Here is a 15231-nt window from a genome sequence, read left to right on the forward strand (position 1 = left end):
GCGCACGAGCTGGAGTTTATCGTGATTGACGCAACACCCATCGATGATGATCGTTACCTCGCGATGTCGCCACGCGGTTAAGACGTGCTCGATCAGTGGACGATAGAGGGTTTGGGTATCAAGCCACGGATTGGCGAGCCAGCGCCGAATGCGTGCGATTCGCCCAGCGGCCTCAGCATCGCTCGCCAGATGGAGCGCCACAGCGCTAAGATGGACGGATCGCGCATGGATCAAGCCGACAATGACCCAAGCCCAAGTCGCCAGTCGCCGTGCATGGAGGGTTGGATGAAACTGGTGCAACGTCGTCCAAACCCGCGTGTATAATTCATGACTGCTCCCCATAATGATCACCTTTCTTTGAAGCATAAGCACTCCAAAGTATGGCATGATTGTGGGGAGCAGCAAAGTGTTAGTTATTCAGGGATTGAGGCTCGGCTTGCGGCCTGCCCCCGTGCGTTTTCCACCATTCTTCTGTCTGCCATCGGCCATGATTGTGTCCTCGTCGTGGGCTACTGCTGGGCTGATGATACGCCATGGCGGGTTGTTTCGACAAGTAGTGGTTGATTTCCACTATCCTGAGGGATACCGGATACAAGAACAAACCAGCGCATGGCGCTGATTTGTTGATGGCAATGAATGATCCTGACTGCCTCAATCCGTCACATCGAGCGGTGTTTCATGCCAATAACAAACGCCATCGCGGCATCCATACCGAATATGGGATTCATATTCATCTGATGCAAGCACGACTTCAAAATCAGCAGGGTGCGTCGCATCAAGTAACGCGAGCAGTGCGGTTGCTGCCGCAATGACCTCTTCCCGATGGGCATCCAGTGCACCAAAGGCTGATCCTGATGGGCCTTCGTAGGCCGTCATCATCCACGATTCCCCTGCATCAGTCGTCACCAAAAACCAATATGCAAATGCATCCCCAGCATCTGTGGAGGTCGCGAGCGGCGGGCCAAAGCGCGCCAGTAAGGCTCCGCGAAAGCGGGCATAATACGCCGGATCATGGGTCTGCGCCGACAACGCTGGAACGCGAATCCGCGACGCTCCATGGCTCAAGAGCGTGCGATCATGGAGTACGGTAAACGTAAACAGCATCAATCATCCTCCGTCCTCTAGCATCGGCGTTTCGTCACGCCATGCAGGCAAACAATTCTTTTGTCCAGTATCCCTCACGCTGCTCGAAATAGCAATCATTCCTCATTAATAGTGCTAGGCTGCACACCACCCCACTCCTCGCGAAAGGCACGTGCATCGCTGAGCCAGTCGCGTTTATCACAGGATTTGCATTGGATCGATGACCACGGTTCCGTGAACGGTTTCCCACAATCACAACACACCGTCGCGGGCGTGTGCGGATTGGCGGCATCGACAGCGGCATAGACCTGAGTGGCAGCAGCAACCCATGGGCGCGGGTCAATCCCCAACCGCCACAACCGTTCCTCGGCCAGACTCGCCGTGCGCAGCGCCTCGCCAAGTGCCTCGGCAGTGGCCTGATAGCTCCCTGATTGTGGGCTGGGGGCTTGGTCATGGGCAACGCCATACATGGGCGATTCCATCGATGCATGCACCGCCTCAGCGACCAAATACGCCGTCGCGTGGTGATTCCACGCCCACCAGACCCGCCCAACCCACCGCTCCTGTAAGGATTCCGGCGTGGGCGATTCCTGCCGCTGCACCAACTGCGCCACCTGCTGCAACACCCCTGCCCGAAAAATGATTGGCGCATGATGCTGGCGAATCGCCTCCTGGGTCAGATCAAAACACACACGCCATTCCGGTGTGATGTCGTCGTTACGCCATAGTTGGCGGCGTTTTGCAGGCTTCTTAGGAGACACGACCTGCGCCGCATGCTTGAGCAAGGTCTGCTGCATCGCTCGTGCGGCAGTCCGTTCGGTAGCCCACGGCATGATCGGGCGTGGTGGCGCGGCGGCTCCATGCACCAACCGCCCAAGCGCCGCATCAACATCCTCCCAACCTTCGGTAAGCAACCCAAGCTGGGTCTGATCAATCGCATCGTACTCATCGAGCGCATGCTGGATAGCCTCGGCTAACACGCCAAGCAGCGCAAGCCATGGCCCTGCATCGTCAGGATTGGCCAGCACCACCGCACGTTGGGCTTCGAGCATTGCCAGGTCGTCACCGCTGATCGCCCATGCTAGCCCAGCCTCAATGGGCACAGGCAAAATCACTGGACATTCGTGCAGCGTGCGATTGATCACAAAGGCCACCACATGTTGCACGACCCGCACCCGCCGCAGCGCATCAAATCCTTCAATCACCACCCGTTGATACTGAGGGATTCGTGATGAACGCAACGCCGAGCGCCGTGCTACTTGAATCAGGCGCATGTGCTGGATCAGCATCGTCTGCATTGCGCGTGCATGGGCAAGTATCGCGTCAAGACTGGCAGGGCCATCGGGGGCCAATGTCCACCAATCAGCAGGCCATGGAGCGACGGGCGCGAGCGGAATCGGGACAATCAGGGCAGTTAAATCATCAGCCAAGCGCTTCAGATCACGCAATGCCTGCTCTGCCTGCCGTGCCTGGTGACTATCCCAGCGGTCGCGCACCATGCCATCGAGCGTGGCGGCAGCGGCTCCTAGTCCGGATACGAGGGTCGTTGCCTGCTCCCGCAGCGTCACACCCATGTCGCCGGTGACGGGCTGCATGGTGAGAACGTGGGCAACGATTGGGGCCAGTGTATCCGTCCAATGGGCAGGCTGAAGCGTGGCTGCGACCCGCTCTTGCGCAAATACCGGATTGGCCAACACGATGACACCCGATGGGGGAAACGCCGCTGCCACCATTTCCAGCGCTACCGCCACCTGCTCCCAGACTTCCATCCCCTCACGCAACAAATCCAGCAGATCGCCAGCTGCATACGGAGCCAACGGCGCAGTGGCAGGCCATTCCGCAAGGCGTGATTGCGTCAAGGACACAATGGAATCTGCCAGTTCCAACCGATCGGCGATCAGCGGTGGCCAATCGGTGAATGGAGGATTGGTGGGCATAGGGTTCATTCCTTCAAGCGCGTGCGACTCGCGATCAAGTCCGTGCAGCGAGTAGCCACCTCGGGAAAGCGCTGGGCAATGCCTTCCAACACCTGAACCATTTCGTCGCGATCGCGAAAAGGATAGACATCAAGGTGCAGCGCAATCTGGATGCGCCGCAGGGGCATCCCCTCGCGTAACCAGTCGTTGATTGTCGCGAACAAGGCTGTGCCATTGTCGCTCGTTTGATAAAGGAGGATCGCAAACAAATGTGCCACGACTTCCCATGGCCAGGTATCGGCAATGGCGGCATCGAGGCGCTCGGCCAATCGCTCCTCACCTGCATCATCGATCAGTCGATCCACCCAGTCAAAGCTTGGATCAAAGCCATCATGGACACGGTGTTCTTGAATCATTTGGAGGGTTTGCTCAAGAAGCTCCTGATTCATCCATCGTCTCCAGCGTACAAGATCCCTTGGCTGGGTCTGATGATACGCTATGGCTGGCCGTTTCGACAAGTACGATCCCGTGTTGCGGTTGGGCCACAGCGCATCTATCATCACGCATACCATGAGCGAGTATGCGTGATTCTTTGCTATCCAGCACACTATTTTAGGAGACGGGTCCATCAGGCTGAACCTGATAGCCCTTCTCAATTGATCCACGTTCAGCGTCCCCACGGCTATGATCGGGAATCCAGATCATGCCATGTTTGCCCGCTTGGCCAAACATGGGGCGTTCCGGATCATAGTATTTGAAGTGGCCACGCACGACATGGGCGCGGCGTGGCTCCTCGGCCTGCCCATGGCCAATCGCCTCAAAGCCTCCTTTGGCGCGTGGCCGCACTTTCAACAGATAATACGCGCTTGGCTCGGCGCTCGCACTAGCTTTTCGCTGGTAGTGCCGCCGCTCCTCGTCCGTTGGCGATACATGCTCGGCGGGGCAGGATAGGTGCATCGCGTTAATCGCCTTCAGGCTATAGACACAATGCAGCGCCGCGCCTGGCACGCGGCTTTGGCCAATTTTCGCATACTGGGTGGGGTTCGGCAGCAGCAGAACACCTTTCAGCATGTTGTTAATGATCTTTCCTTCTCGATCAAGAAAGATCACGGCCAGCCCATGATAGCCATAGGTTCCGTTTCCCTTAACGTGCATAAATGCCTCAAGGGTCATCGTCCAGCGCGTTCGGTCAGGGGTTGCAGGATGAATTTTATCAGTCGTCGCGCGAAACAATACACCCCGTTGGGCCATGATGTTGTCTGGCTCCACGACGGTTGTTGCCTCCACAAAAAACGATGTGAAGGGCGGAGCGACCACACCATAACTGGCGCTGGGATAGCCAGGCACATCGACAGGCAGCGCGTCGATAGCATCCGCAATCGATGAGGCATCGATCACGGGAACGGTGGGCAGCCCGATTTTCCAACGCAACCGATCATAGAGACGCATAGGAACCCTCCTCCTAGCACACGACAGGCCCATGCTCGCCATGGGATGCCGCAAAAAAATCACGCTCCCATGCAAACTGAACCCCTGCCTGTCGGGGCGATGCTTCCAAGTAAAATTTCTGACAAATCAATCAAAAAATATACAAAGTTTTAAACCCCTGCCTGTCGGGGCGATGCTTCCAAGAGACGCAAAAGCATATTATGAAAAAAACCCATTTGTTTTAAACCCCTGCCTGTCGGGGCGATGCTTCCAAGAAGGACATCCTGGAAGATGTTGGTGCGGTCAATGCGAGTTTTAAACCCCTGCCTGTCGGGGCGATGCTTCCAAGCTTCTCTGCTTGTCTGGCTATCGCGTTGCTTGTGGTTCTCGTTTTAAACCCCTGCCTGTCGGGGCGATGCTTCCAAGGTAGTTCCTAACAGAATAATGAACTACCTCTCATCTGTTTTAAACCCCTGCCTGTCGGGGCGATGCTTCCAAGCAAGCCAGTGGGCATTACGCTTATGACGCTTGCGTTTTAAACCCCTGCCTGTCGGGGCGATGCTTCCAAGAGGTTATTCAGGTTAAGGTAGTGCCACTGCGGCTCGGGTTTTAAACCCCTGCCTGGAGGGCTGGGCTTAACATAGAATTGGTTCCCCTGCCCGATCCATCAGGGTCGGGGGGCGACACCGATCCGCCGTAGCGCGACACCCATGCCCCAATCGGGGTCGTTTTCGACACCAGGCGACTCGCTATCGGGTACGATACGGGTATCAGATCCAACCATCCCCAGAATAGGAGTCGCTGATGCTGGATCGCATCATACCAAACATCCTTCGTCGCTTCAAGCACCCTGTGCCCACCGTGCCCGTGTCCGATCGTGCCCTGCTACCCACCCATCCCCGTCGTCCCTGCCCGCTCTCCATGCCGGATCTCCCCCCGATCATTGCCGCTGATCCCACCGCTGCTGCGGCCCATCAGTGGCTCGCCCCCATTCCGTGGCATGCCCTGCCGCCGCTCAGTGACCGCCCTCGGCCGGGGCCGCGTCCCGCGCCGCGTGCCCCCTTTCTCGCCGCGTTCCTCCTCAAACTCGATCTCCAATTGCCCTCCATGGGGCATCTGCGCCGCTATCTCCTGCGCCATCCCGCCCTTGTCTGGACGCTCGGCTTTCCCCTCCGGCCTGACCCTGCCGCCCCGCTCGGCTTCGATGTCGCCGCCAGTGTCCCGTCGCGTCGTCAGTTTGCCCGTGTCCTGCGAACCTTGCCCACGCCCATGCTCGACTTCCTCCGCATGGCACTCGTGCGGCGCATTCGTGATGCCCTCCCACCGGAGCACCATGCCACCTTCGCCGACACCATTGCGGGCGATACCAAGCACATTTTGGCGTGGGTGAAAGAGAACAATCCCAACCGCTTTGCCCCTGATCGCGCCAAGAAGCAGGTGCAACCCCCCGGCGATCCGGACTGTCGGCTCGGCGTCAAGCGCCGGAGTAACCAGCAGCCGACCCCCACCACCGATGGTCAATCGCCAACCCAGAGTAAGGCCGAAGCCTACTGGGGGTACGCCAGTGGCATTGTCGTCACCCGCACCCCCTTCGGCTCCATCGTGCTTGCCGAACACACCCAACCGATCAATGCGGGCGATATGACCTATTTTGACCCGCTCATGGCGCAGGTGGAGCAGACGCTCGGTCGCCGACCGCGCAATGGCGTGTGGGATGCCGCCTTCGACAGCCAACGGGTCTATACCTACTTCCACACGGCTGGCGGGATGGCGGCGGTTCCGGTGCGCAAGACCAACCAGCCACGGCAGTTTTCGCCCGACGGGTTGCCGCTGTGTGCCGCTGGCTTGGCCATGCCGCAACAGTTTACGTATGCCATGAACACCAATGGCCCGCCACAAGAGCGGGCACGCCATCGCTGTCCGTTGCTGTACCCGACGGCCACCGGCGAGCCATGCCCAACGAACGACAAACATTTTGCGACGGGCGGGTGTGTCACGACGATCGGGACGCAAGTTGGGGCAACACTGCGCTGGACGATCGATCGTGGGTCAGCGACCTATAAAGCCTTGTATCGCGAACGCGCGTTGGTCGAACAGATCAACAGCCAAGCGTATGCCTTGGGGATCGAATGGCCAAAACTGCGTCGTCAAAGCGCGGTCGCGGCGTGGACATCCTTAATCTATGTGGTGATTAACCTGCGCGTGGTGCATCGCCAGCAGGGAACACACGACCCGATCCACGCCTAAGGTGGCATGCGTCTCGTCCGTGAATCGCCATGGGGATGGCTTGGATGGATGGACGGACGCAGCCGCAGCGATCAGGCAACGGCCACAGCGGCGGATCAGGGATGATCGGTCGGCGTGATCGGCTGTCCGTACATCAGCCAACGCGGCGACGAAGCACACCGATGGGCTACCGCTGCGCGGGATTGCGGGCAGCATAACGGGCGATGGGGCGGATCTGCCCACAAAAAAACCACGCCTTGCGTGGTGATCGGCCAGCGGCGGCGCGGATCAGCGAAAAAACCTGCCAAAACCCCTCAGGAATTCGTCCAGCCCTCCTGCCTGTCGGGGCGATGCTTCCAAGACTGAGGGGTCGCGCAATCCATGCCCCGTTGCGTCCGTCTTGGGTTTTAAACCCCTGCCTGTCGGGGCGATGCTTCCAAGCGTGGACCTATCAGCACGACAACAACCCCCGCACCGGGTTTTAAACCCCTGCCTGTCGGGGCGATGCTTCCAAGGTAGACATGAGGGATAAAACAATCAGTACAGGAAGTGTTTTAAACCCCTGCCTGTCGGGGCGATGCTTCCAAGTCCTCTGTGTCCACTTTCGGAAATAAATCAACTCCCTGAGCCACATTCAGTCCTGCCAATTGACCACGTACTTGCAGCATAGAGAGCATCACTGAATTATGTCAAATAAAAGCGATTCGTTCCGTTGCTGTGTCCATTGTACCAACCCTGTCAATCTCCCAATGCCGCTTTTACCTTGCGCACGGTATTCACCGCCACACCAGCAGCCAGCGCTGTCTCGCGCAACGACATGCCTGCTGCAAGGCACTGGATAATTGCCTGACTACTGGGCTTGGCCAACAACACCGCGTTCGCCTGGCGTGAGCCTTTGGGTCGGCCAACATGCACACCCGCCTGCCGCGCCGCCTCCATGCCTGCCTTGGTTTGTTCGCGGTGATACGCGATCTGTGCTGCCCGCTGCGCAGCGATTTCCTGCTCCAGCTGCGCCTGAAACATCGCCTGCATTATTGGCGAAGGCATGCCAGCGAGGACGGTTTCTTCAACAGTGGTCAAGACCTTTGCAGGCATTCGGCGCAGATCGCGCAGCGTCGCTTTCAGGTCAGCAAAATCGAAATATTCGGTGAAATTGCCGATTGCGCGACGCTGGTCACGATACTTAAATTTCACATACGGCTCCACATGGCCACGATGGGGAAACACACCAAGCACCTTCACCGCCGTTGTGCCAACATGGGGCATGAGCGCTGCCTGAATCTCTAAAATCCGCTCCTCGATTGGACGGCTCGTCATCCCCACTTTATAGAAATGCTCCGTATTGGTCTGTAGCTCCAGCACATACAACGTGCACCGTAAGACCCGCTGCCACTGGGCGCGGTAGAGCATTAAATCCGTCTCGGCCTCCGCTGTCGCAACCGCATTGCCCAACTTCCATGCCGTGGCTAATCGTTGATCAAGCTGGGCATGCACCATGGCCAATCGCGCATCATGGACCTGGCTAAAGAGATTCACGGACAGAAGGCCAAACGGAATTTGGCCAAGCTTCGTCAGTTCATGCTGATGGGTATAGTCGTTGTAACGCAGTAATTTCTCATTGCACAGCCATTGGGTATCGCTACGTTGACCCGACTTAAATGCGTGAAGTTCGGCCAATAGTTTTGGGGATACATGCAAGGTAAAGGAATGGAAAAAGGGCAACAGCGGCAGATCGGTCGTGCGCTTGGCAGGGTTGCAGGTCGCACCGTTGTGCGCAAAATGATGCGCGACTCTTGGGCCTTTCTTCGCCACCAGTCGCCCATGACAATAGGGGCAGTGCAGATCGGATCGCCCACGCGGGGTGTCGCTGATGTGGACGAGACCACGTTCATCCGATACGCCGTATTCAAGCCACATCACACAACCCTTTTCGTGATACACGTTTTTTGATGGCATAAGTGTATCATAAAAAGGGGTCTGTAGAAGACAACGAACCATGCAAAAACACGGGCAATCCTCAATTCAGGTGTTCATCCGGCGGATTGGCCAACTGCTGATTAATAATCTCCATAAGCCGCCTCTGGTTTGCTTCGGTTGGGAATATCTTCCCTTGAAGCGCCAGCTGGACAACTTCCAGCGCCTCACGTAGCAGTAGGAATCCTACTTCGCCGACTTCCTCGAATAGCTCACCATTCGAGAGATCGTCAATAATGCCTTCAATCTGGACCAGCGCGTCTGCTTTCTGCATGATTACCTCCTATGTCATTGCTCTATTCAGAGCCATACACAGGCGATTTCTGGCATGATCGAAACGAAATTCAAAAATCTCTGTCTCATGATTCGTCAAAGCCCTCGGGAAGCCCTGATGCTCCAGCATCGGTAGATTTGTGAGAAACCTTCCATTCTAGTCCAGCATCGTGAGGGATATAGGACAAAAGAAAAACCAGCGGTATGGTAGGCGCTGGTTCGTTAATGATAATCCTCTCACGGGGATTAAGGCCATTCCAAGGACAATTGTTCTGCTCAAAGCGAATTGGCGAAACTCATGTTTTAATCCTCTCACGGGGATTAAGGCCATTCCAAGATAAATATTTATATTGATCTATCAGAAGATGCTATTAAAGTTTTAATCCTCTCGCGAGGATTAAGGCCATTCCAAGACCCAATTATTCGTAAAACAATTTGCTGATCCAACGTTTTAATCCTCTCACGGGGATTAAGGCCATTCCAAGTCCTCTGTGTCCACGTTTGCAAATGTGCCTGCTCGACGAGCCGCATTCAGAGGCACTGAGTAACCACCACCATACACGATGAACTTAGAGATAATAATTATGTCAAACAAGGAATAGTTGCTTTACAATCTGTGTCCATTGTATCAAGCCTGTCAATGATCAATGCTCGCTCCCCACGGCACACACGCAGTGCCGTGGGGAATGCCGCCTGGTTATCACGGCAGCGGGAGCAAGCCTAACTCTGCCAAAAACGCATTATGGCGTGCAAATGCCTTATACGTTCAATCTCTCGCAACAACAGTATCATACAACCCATAGTGCGTTAGATTGGGGTGGCTCTCGATGCCCGTATAGCGGAGCGATGCATCCTCATACCGACGGAACGCAAATACGGCCTGATTCATCTGCTCGGTGTTAAACACCCGAAGCTCTACGAGCAGTTGGAAATCTTCGACTGTCAGGCCAGTAACTATGTAAAATAGCTCCGGTTCCAGTTTTCTGATCACATCTTGTAGTGTATTTTCGCGAAAGTCGGTCAAATACATAAATGCCGGAATTCGCGTGGCAAATTTGATCAATTTCTTTTGGATCTGCTGGCGTTTAGATTTATATTCGTATTCTTCGGCGGTAAGTTCCTTCTCTTGGTTGGGGGTTAACGAACCATCCTTGGCACCAGCCTTAAGTGCCTTCACCTTCTCGCTCTTATTGATGATCGTCTCGATGATGTTGTCACCCAATGTGCGCCAGCCTTCGATACGCTCCACGGCAGCCAACGCCTCTGGATTGTTAAGGATTCGGCGCAGGGTGTCATTGTCTACGTTGACAAGTAGGGCACTCTCCCACTTACGAGCTAATAATGTGGCCGAAGTACCTGCTATAGCAATATCAAGAATGCCGCCAGCGTCAATCTGTGTCATATTGGCACCATCGTAGGCTAGCACAGGCAGGAACGAGATGAGGTCACGAACGGCGTGTTCTGGATTTTCGTTGTTGGAAGAAAGACCAATACCGTACTCTGAAAGCTGGCGTAGCGCCCGCGTTGGAGCAAAGTCAAAGACAAAACAGACGGGTTTGAGAATCTCCTCCTCGTTCGGGTCATTACCGTTGGGGTTCTTAATAGACCAAGGTGATTGTACACGAAAAGCAGCCTGAAAGTAGGTCTCTGGCGATTTCAGGTTACGCAGCATCAGGATCGACGACCACTGAGGCACCGTAATACCCGTGGTGAGTTTGCCACACGACAAGGTAATGGTTTTACTTTCCAGTCCGCTACCAATGTATTTGCGCACAGGTCTCAACGCCTCCAGCCCAATGCCTGCTGCGGAACCGGCAGCGACAATCACCGTATAGTCGTGCCAGAAAACATTGTTTCTCTCCGCCAGTAGATTGGCCATAGCGTGGCATGCGGCAACATTGGGCATAAACCAGAACGCATGTTGTAGGTAGGGCAACAGGCGCACGTCGGAGTAGGGGAATGGCGGCCTCGAACTGGTCTTGAGATGCGCCACTCCTGTGAGCATGTAGCTGCCACGGATGATGTCCAGCCACTTCTGCACATCGTGCTTGTGTTTGAAGGTAGCCTGTTTACCCTGTCCCGTTGCTTCAAAAAATGCATTCAAATCGAACTCGTCGAACTCTCCGGCGCTGGCAATCGCCAGCAATTCATCAGGCATCTGATAGGTGAGTAAGCACATTTCTGGCATAGCACCGTAAGGATTCCATTGGTCAGGATAGGTTACCGCAAATTTGGCACGGGCACGCTGCTCATCAGTGTACGTCCAATTAAAAATCTGTTCCTCGATAAACTCACCAGTAGCCATTGCACGAAATGGTGTACCAGAAAGATAGAGATACGCCTTAGTCGTAATGGGAAGGAACTCAGGCTCGGACTCTGAAAGCTCTACAAACTCTTCCTCGAAATCCTCAATGCTTACACTCCTGCTGGGCTTGCCGGAAAGAGTCGTGCCATACACAGCGTTAATCTCTTCTTTTATTTTGTCTTCACCCTCAAACAGTTCCTTGGCGCTGTCTCGCCAAGCACCAAAGTGATACTCGTCGAAAACGACAAGATCCCAGTTGATTGTGTGTAGCCATCCATTCTTCGGTTTGATATTTCCAGCTTTATCACGACCGAGTAGGTCTTGAAAGGAGCCGAAATAGACTACTGGATCGCGATGATTAACCTCTGTCGGATTAAGGTCAGATATGCGGGACAGATACTGCCAGCCGTCAAAATCTCTGTGTGCTTCGAGATCCGTTTGCCATGCATCTTCAACAGCAGGTTTAAAGGTGACAACGAGTATACGTTTGGCACCAAGCCGTTTGGCAAGTTGATAGGCAGTGAATGTCTTACCGAAACGCATTTTAGCGTTCCAGAGAAAACGCGGGACGGCATGCATATTCTCCTTCCAGATGGAGTGAAAGTACGCATATGTTTTGTCAACCGCCTCTTGTTGTTCAGGACGCATTGCAAACGTCTGGTGATGTGTACCACTAAAGTGGTTGCCGCTACGTAGTTCGCCGATCACCGTCTGTACATCAGCGATAGTACAGCGCATCCATTCAAGTTTTGTGTTTACGAATCCCTTTTTGATTAATGCAGCACGTACTTCGTAGTCGCTAAAGAAACTACCATCATCACGAATCGCTAGTTCATCAAGTTCGATTGTGTAATTTGTTATTGCCGCCGTTTTGAGCTGCTCAGCGACACGCTGCTTCACATTACGTGTTGTTTGCCCCACCTTGAGCAGACCAACGTGCGTATCATCGTGGATCGTATAGGCATAAATACGGGGTTTGACTTCTGGCTTGGGTACAAGAATTTCCTCAATGGGCTTGCTCATTATCACTGCCCTCCCCCCATGAGACAGGTTTGATCTGTGACTCAATATATTCCTGTTCTTCTGTGATAATTCCGTACTTTGCGTAAAGTTCAGCATCAGTCCATATACGATCCCAACTCTGCATTGGTACCCAGGTGTACGTAGATTTAGTGGCATCTTGCGTAATCTTTCGCAATGAGACAAGAAATCGCAAAAATCGTGAACCCAAGTATGACCGCACACTTTCTGCCTCAGACAAACTATTCACATAGAAAAACAAAAATGTTTGCGTACATACCGATGGAGATGGAGCAATAATCGGTGTTCCAAGAACATAATCGGGCACAGTTATCGCGCCAGACCCTGCCTTTGGAACTAGGACTTTCCATGTGTCAATAAGCCCTGCACTCTTTACAACTTTATTACGGTGAATGTATCCTATATACCGCTTCCCATTTCGGGCATAGTGTAAAGGTATATCACCACGCTCTCTAGTGTCATGAAATTGATTAAAGTTCGAAGTCCATCCAAACTCCTTATCAGCAGAAAGGATAGACATAATTGAACGTTCATCCTTCGCAAGGACTTTATTTAGGATTGATATAGCACGGACATCTCGAACAAATACGTCATAATCAGATAAATTACGCTTCGTTGGCCCAACAGACACCCCATCACGGCTTATCGTTACTTCGCAGTCTCCACTGTGCGCAGCATCCCACAAGAAGTAGCAAACTCCACCCTTCACCTCAACACTACTGAATACTTCTTTAGCAACCGGATAATCTATAAGCGTTCGTATACGTTGATCGTTGAGCATAGTCTTACGGAATTCATTCAGTCCTAGCCCGGCTGTCATCCAACGTGATGGGATGATCATGACCAAGTATCGTGGCTCAAGCATTTTTGCCTGTTCAACAAAATGGTGATAGATTGGAACATCTCTGGTACCACCATCACTTGCCAATTGATATGGTGGATTCCCAATAATCACATCAAACTGCATATCCCCTCCAAAAAACTCGCTAATCCGGGTCTTAATGTTGTTAGTGTGGATAAATGGATAAGCGTGGGTTTCCAATCCCGCGCCGCGATCGAGAGTACCTTGACTTGCACCACAAAATGTACACTTTGCGTTGACCCAAGTATGCTTCAACTGCTCAAACCAGATATTGCCCGCCTCACCATCAAACCCCTTAGCAATCGAATGTTGACCATTAGCATTCTTAGAGCAGTAAACACTGCGCCGTGCCAATAAGCTAGTGAGGTGGGTAATGGCGATACCGTACACCTGTCGTTTTAAGATGTGGTTGATTCGCTCCTCAAGGTTGGGGATTTTGGAGGCCAACCCAGAAGTAAGACGACTCGTAATTTCACGCAGGAAGATACCTGACTTAGTAAATGGATCAAGAAAACGAACAGAACTGTCCTCCCAGATATTTGCACCGCTATTATTCGCTGCCCACGCTTCTGCTACCATATCTAACATGTGATTAGCGAGTTCCGGTGGCGTAAACACTTCGTCATTGGAAAGATTAGCAATACACGACAACACATCAGGGTTACGTCCACGCAACGAAAATTGGGCTTGGGTACTCATAAAGCCTCCTGTGGAGCTATGCCAATAGCTGCTAGCTCACCCACGGTTAGTGGTGGCCAAGTTGCATCTGGCTTAAAAATTTCATGTATACCAAGGTTGGCAAAGAGCGACCCTTCCATATTGAACGTTGATGCAAGGGCAAGTGTGTCATAGCGAAAATTGCGACGTTGGAATTTACCTTTACCCAAATAGCCCCACTCAACAAAAATAATCGGCTGGTTATCAATGGTACGCATTATCAACGCATCGCCATGCACTAGGTTCAGGGTAAGGACATACGATGCAGCCTGATAAAGGTCATCCGATTCGTCGAGTTTAAGATAACCACTAAAAATCTCCAGCAAGTTCTCGCGACACTCGGTGATGTTATCCTTCAACAATTCGATACCATAGATACACATTAGGGCTAGCAGGGCATAGTGTTGGCGTTCAAAATTTGACTTACCGTACCGAAGTTCCACAGCAGCCAGTTTGCGCTGTAAGATCGGTATCAGAAAATTACCACTGCCGCATGCTGGCTCCAAGAAACGGGCATCAATGCGCTGTGTTTCATCCTTTACCAAGTCGAGCATAGCCTCAACTAGCCAAGGTGGGGTGAAAACTTCGCCGTGATCAGCAACACGTTGTTTGGACTTGATGTATTGGGGGGGGTGATTCATTTAAAGAGCTTCTTTCTTAGCCATTGGAGTCTTATAAAATCATGACTTAATGAAGGCCGATGCTTATCCACTCTCACCCGTTTTAATCATCGAAGGCATTTGGTAGACTACGACAATATGTAGCCGATAGCGAGGGTCAAAGATTTCGATATATTCGTATAAATCACGGCATAAGGTACCAATCATGTCATAGGTTCGAGTGTGGATTATCTCGTTATTCAAAATCGCCTATAGGCATGCATAGGTGGTTTGTGCTATATGGACTCATATCGCTTATGTGCATTGATGCCACGCTAGTAAACGTCCTTGTATGCCTAGCGGATATATCTCTGCTTTCATCGGTATAACGCAGCGTAGGCTATAGAGGGGAATGGGGCGCGGTCATTGATATAGCAAATTCAGCCAACATCGCATAATAACGATATATACGGCGCGTCTGTCGTTACTAGTTCGTACAGCGCCATCGCTCCTCGCGAGGCGACACACTCCATCAGCGGACATATTGGCAAGTGTACCAAAAACGTAGTAGGGCGGCAATAGGACTCACCATACTGCCACAGCGCATCAGCCATAACCACACGCTCGAGCGGGATACGATGGCGGAACGGACAAAAAAAACGCGCAGTTCACCCCATGAACTGCGCGTTCGCCGTTACGTGGCGAGAACGTCGAGCATCTAGTATACCAGATAGTATCAAATTCTACGATAGCTGAATCCGTTTGAGGCTATATCATAGTAGAAGTCGAAAAGGATCATACTATCTC

10 protein-coding genes, 1 pseudogene and 1 CRISPR repeat array are annotated in these 15231 nt (G+C 53.0%); of the genes and pseudogenes, 1 reads left to right on the top strand and 10 read right to left on the bottom strand.

Annotation, left to right across the window (positions count from 1 at the left end; genetic code table 11):
* From JOD20_RS23775 to JOD20_RS23795, 5 genes and pseudogenes are all read right to left on the bottom strand, one after another.
* A pseudogene (locus tag JOD20_RS23775) lies at positions 1-342 on the bottom strand (transposase); the annotation flags it as partial.
* A gap of 309 nt (positions 343-651) precedes the next feature.
* Complete coding sequence (locus JOD20_RS23780; protein ID WP_239584044.1) at positions 652-1104, bottom strand: hypothetical protein; 453 nt, start codon at positions 1102-1104, stop codon at positions 652-654.
* 95 nt (positions 1105-1199) lie between these two features.
* Positions 1200-3020, bottom strand: coding sequence for a hypothetical protein (locus JOD20_RS23785; protein ID WP_204757665.1), 1821 nt, complete (start codon positions 3018-3020; stop codon positions 1200-1202).
* Positions 3021-3025: 5 nt separating this feature from the next.
* Positions 3026-3448, bottom strand: a complete 423-nt coding sequence (locus tag JOD20_RS23790; protein ID WP_204757666.1) for a hypothetical protein — start codon at positions 3446-3448, stop codon at positions 3026-3028.
* A gap of 163 nt (positions 3449-3611) precedes the next feature.
* Positions 3612-4448, bottom strand: coding sequence for a hypothetical protein (locus JOD20_RS23795; RefSeq protein ID WP_204757667.1), 837 nt, complete (start codon positions 4446-4448; stop codon positions 3612-3614).
* A gap of 73 nt (positions 4449-4521) precedes the next feature.
* Positions 4522-4996: direct repeats of the CRISPR family, unit length 37 nt; unit sequence GTTTTAAACCCCTGCCTGTCGGGGCGATGCTTCCAAG.
* Positions 4997-5714: 718 nt separating this feature from the next.
* Between JOD20_RS23795 and JOD20_RS26930 the strand changes: the two genes are divergently transcribed.
* The gene (locus JOD20_RS26930) at positions 5715-6674 is read left to right on the top strand and encodes a transposase (protein WP_338034211.1); all 960 of its coding nucleotides are present in this window, start codon (positions 5715-5717) and stop codon (positions 6672-6674) included.
* Between the two features lie 717 nt (positions 6675-7391).
* Here JOD20_RS26930 and JOD20_RS23805 read toward each other — a convergent pair.
* The 5 genes from JOD20_RS23805 to JOD20_RS23825 all read right to left on the bottom strand — a co-directional run bounded on the left by JOD20_RS23805 (position 7392) and on the right by JOD20_RS23825 (position 14466).
* On the bottom strand, positions 7392-8609 hold the full coding sequence (locus JOD20_RS23805) for a competence protein CoiA family protein (RefSeq protein WP_204757669.1): 1218 nt from the start codon (positions 8607-8609) through the stop codon (positions 7392-7394).
* Positions 8610-8670: 61 nt separating this feature from the next.
* Positions 8671-8901 (bottom strand): hypothetical protein, encoded by a 231-nt coding sequence (locus JOD20_RS23810; RefSeq protein WP_204757670.1) that lies wholly within the window; start codon positions 8899-8901, stop codon positions 8671-8673.
* Between the two features lie 765 nt (positions 8902-9666).
* The gene (locus JOD20_RS23815) at positions 9667-12228 is read right to left on the bottom strand and encodes a DEAD/DEAH box helicase family protein (RefSeq protein WP_204757671.1); all 2562 of its coding nucleotides are present in this window, start codon (positions 12226-12228) and stop codon (positions 9667-9669) included.
* Entirely contained in the window at positions 12212-13807 is a 1596-nt protein-coding gene (locus JOD20_RS23820; protein ID WP_204757672.1) for an Eco57I restriction-modification methylase domain-containing protein, read from the bottom strand. Before JOD20_RS23820 ends, JOD20_RS23815 begins: the two co-directional genes overlap by 17 nt.
* Positions 13804-14466: an N-6 DNA methylase gene (locus JOD20_RS23825; RefSeq protein WP_204757673.1), complete on the bottom strand. Its 663-nt coding sequence runs from the start codon at positions 14464-14466 to the stop codon at positions 13804-13806. The genes JOD20_RS23820 and JOD20_RS23825 overlap by 4 nt, the downstream gene beginning before the upstream one ends.
* Positions 14467-15231 lie beyond the last annotated feature (765 nt).

Origin of the sequence: Herpetosiphon giganteus, assembly GCF_016907925.1 — a bacterium.
Lineage (GTDB): Bacteria > Chloroflexota > Chloroflexia > Chloroflexales > Herpetosiphonaceae > Herpetosiphon > Herpetosiphon giganteus.

Excerpts from the sequence above, each read along its gene's own strand:
- JOD20_RS23780 (WP_239584044.1), bottom strand. The coding sequence starts at position 1,104 with ATGCTGTTTACGTTTACCGTACTCCATGATCGCACGCTCTTGAGCCAT.
- JOD20_RS23785 (WP_204757665.1), bottom strand. The coding sequence starts at position 3,020 with ATGCCCACCAATCCTCCATTCACCGATTGGCCACCGCTGATCGCCGAT.
- JOD20_RS23790 (WP_204757666.1), bottom strand. The coding sequence starts at position 3,448 with ATGAATCAGGAGCTTCTTGAGCAAACCCTCCAAATGATTCAAGAACAC.
- JOD20_RS23795 (WP_204757667.1), bottom strand. The coding sequence starts at position 4,448 with ATGCGTCTCTATGATCGGTTGCGTTGGAAAATCGGGCTGCCCACCGTT.
- JOD20_RS26930 (WP_338034211.1), top strand. The coding sequence starts at position 5,715 with ATGGCACTCGTGCGGCGCATTCGTGATGCCCTCCCACCGGAGCACCAT.
- JOD20_RS23805 (WP_204757669.1), bottom strand. The coding sequence starts at position 8,609 with ATGCCATCAAAAAACGTGTATCACGAAAAGGGTTGTGTGATGTGGCTT.
- JOD20_RS23810 (WP_204757670.1), bottom strand. The coding sequence starts at position 8,901 with ATGCAGAAAGCAGACGCGCTGGTCCAGATTGAAGGCATTATTGACGAT.
- JOD20_RS23815 (WP_204757671.1), bottom strand. The coding sequence starts at position 12,228 with ATGAGCAAGCCCATTGAGGAAATTCTTGTACCCAAGCCAGAAGTCAAA.
- JOD20_RS23820 (WP_204757672.1), bottom strand. The coding sequence starts at position 13,807 with ATGAGTACCCAAGCCCAATTTTCGTTGCGTGGACGTAACCCTGATGTG.
- JOD20_RS23825 (WP_204757673.1), bottom strand. The coding sequence starts at position 14,466 with ATGAATCACCCCCCCCAATACATCAAGTCCAAACAACGTGTTGCTGAT.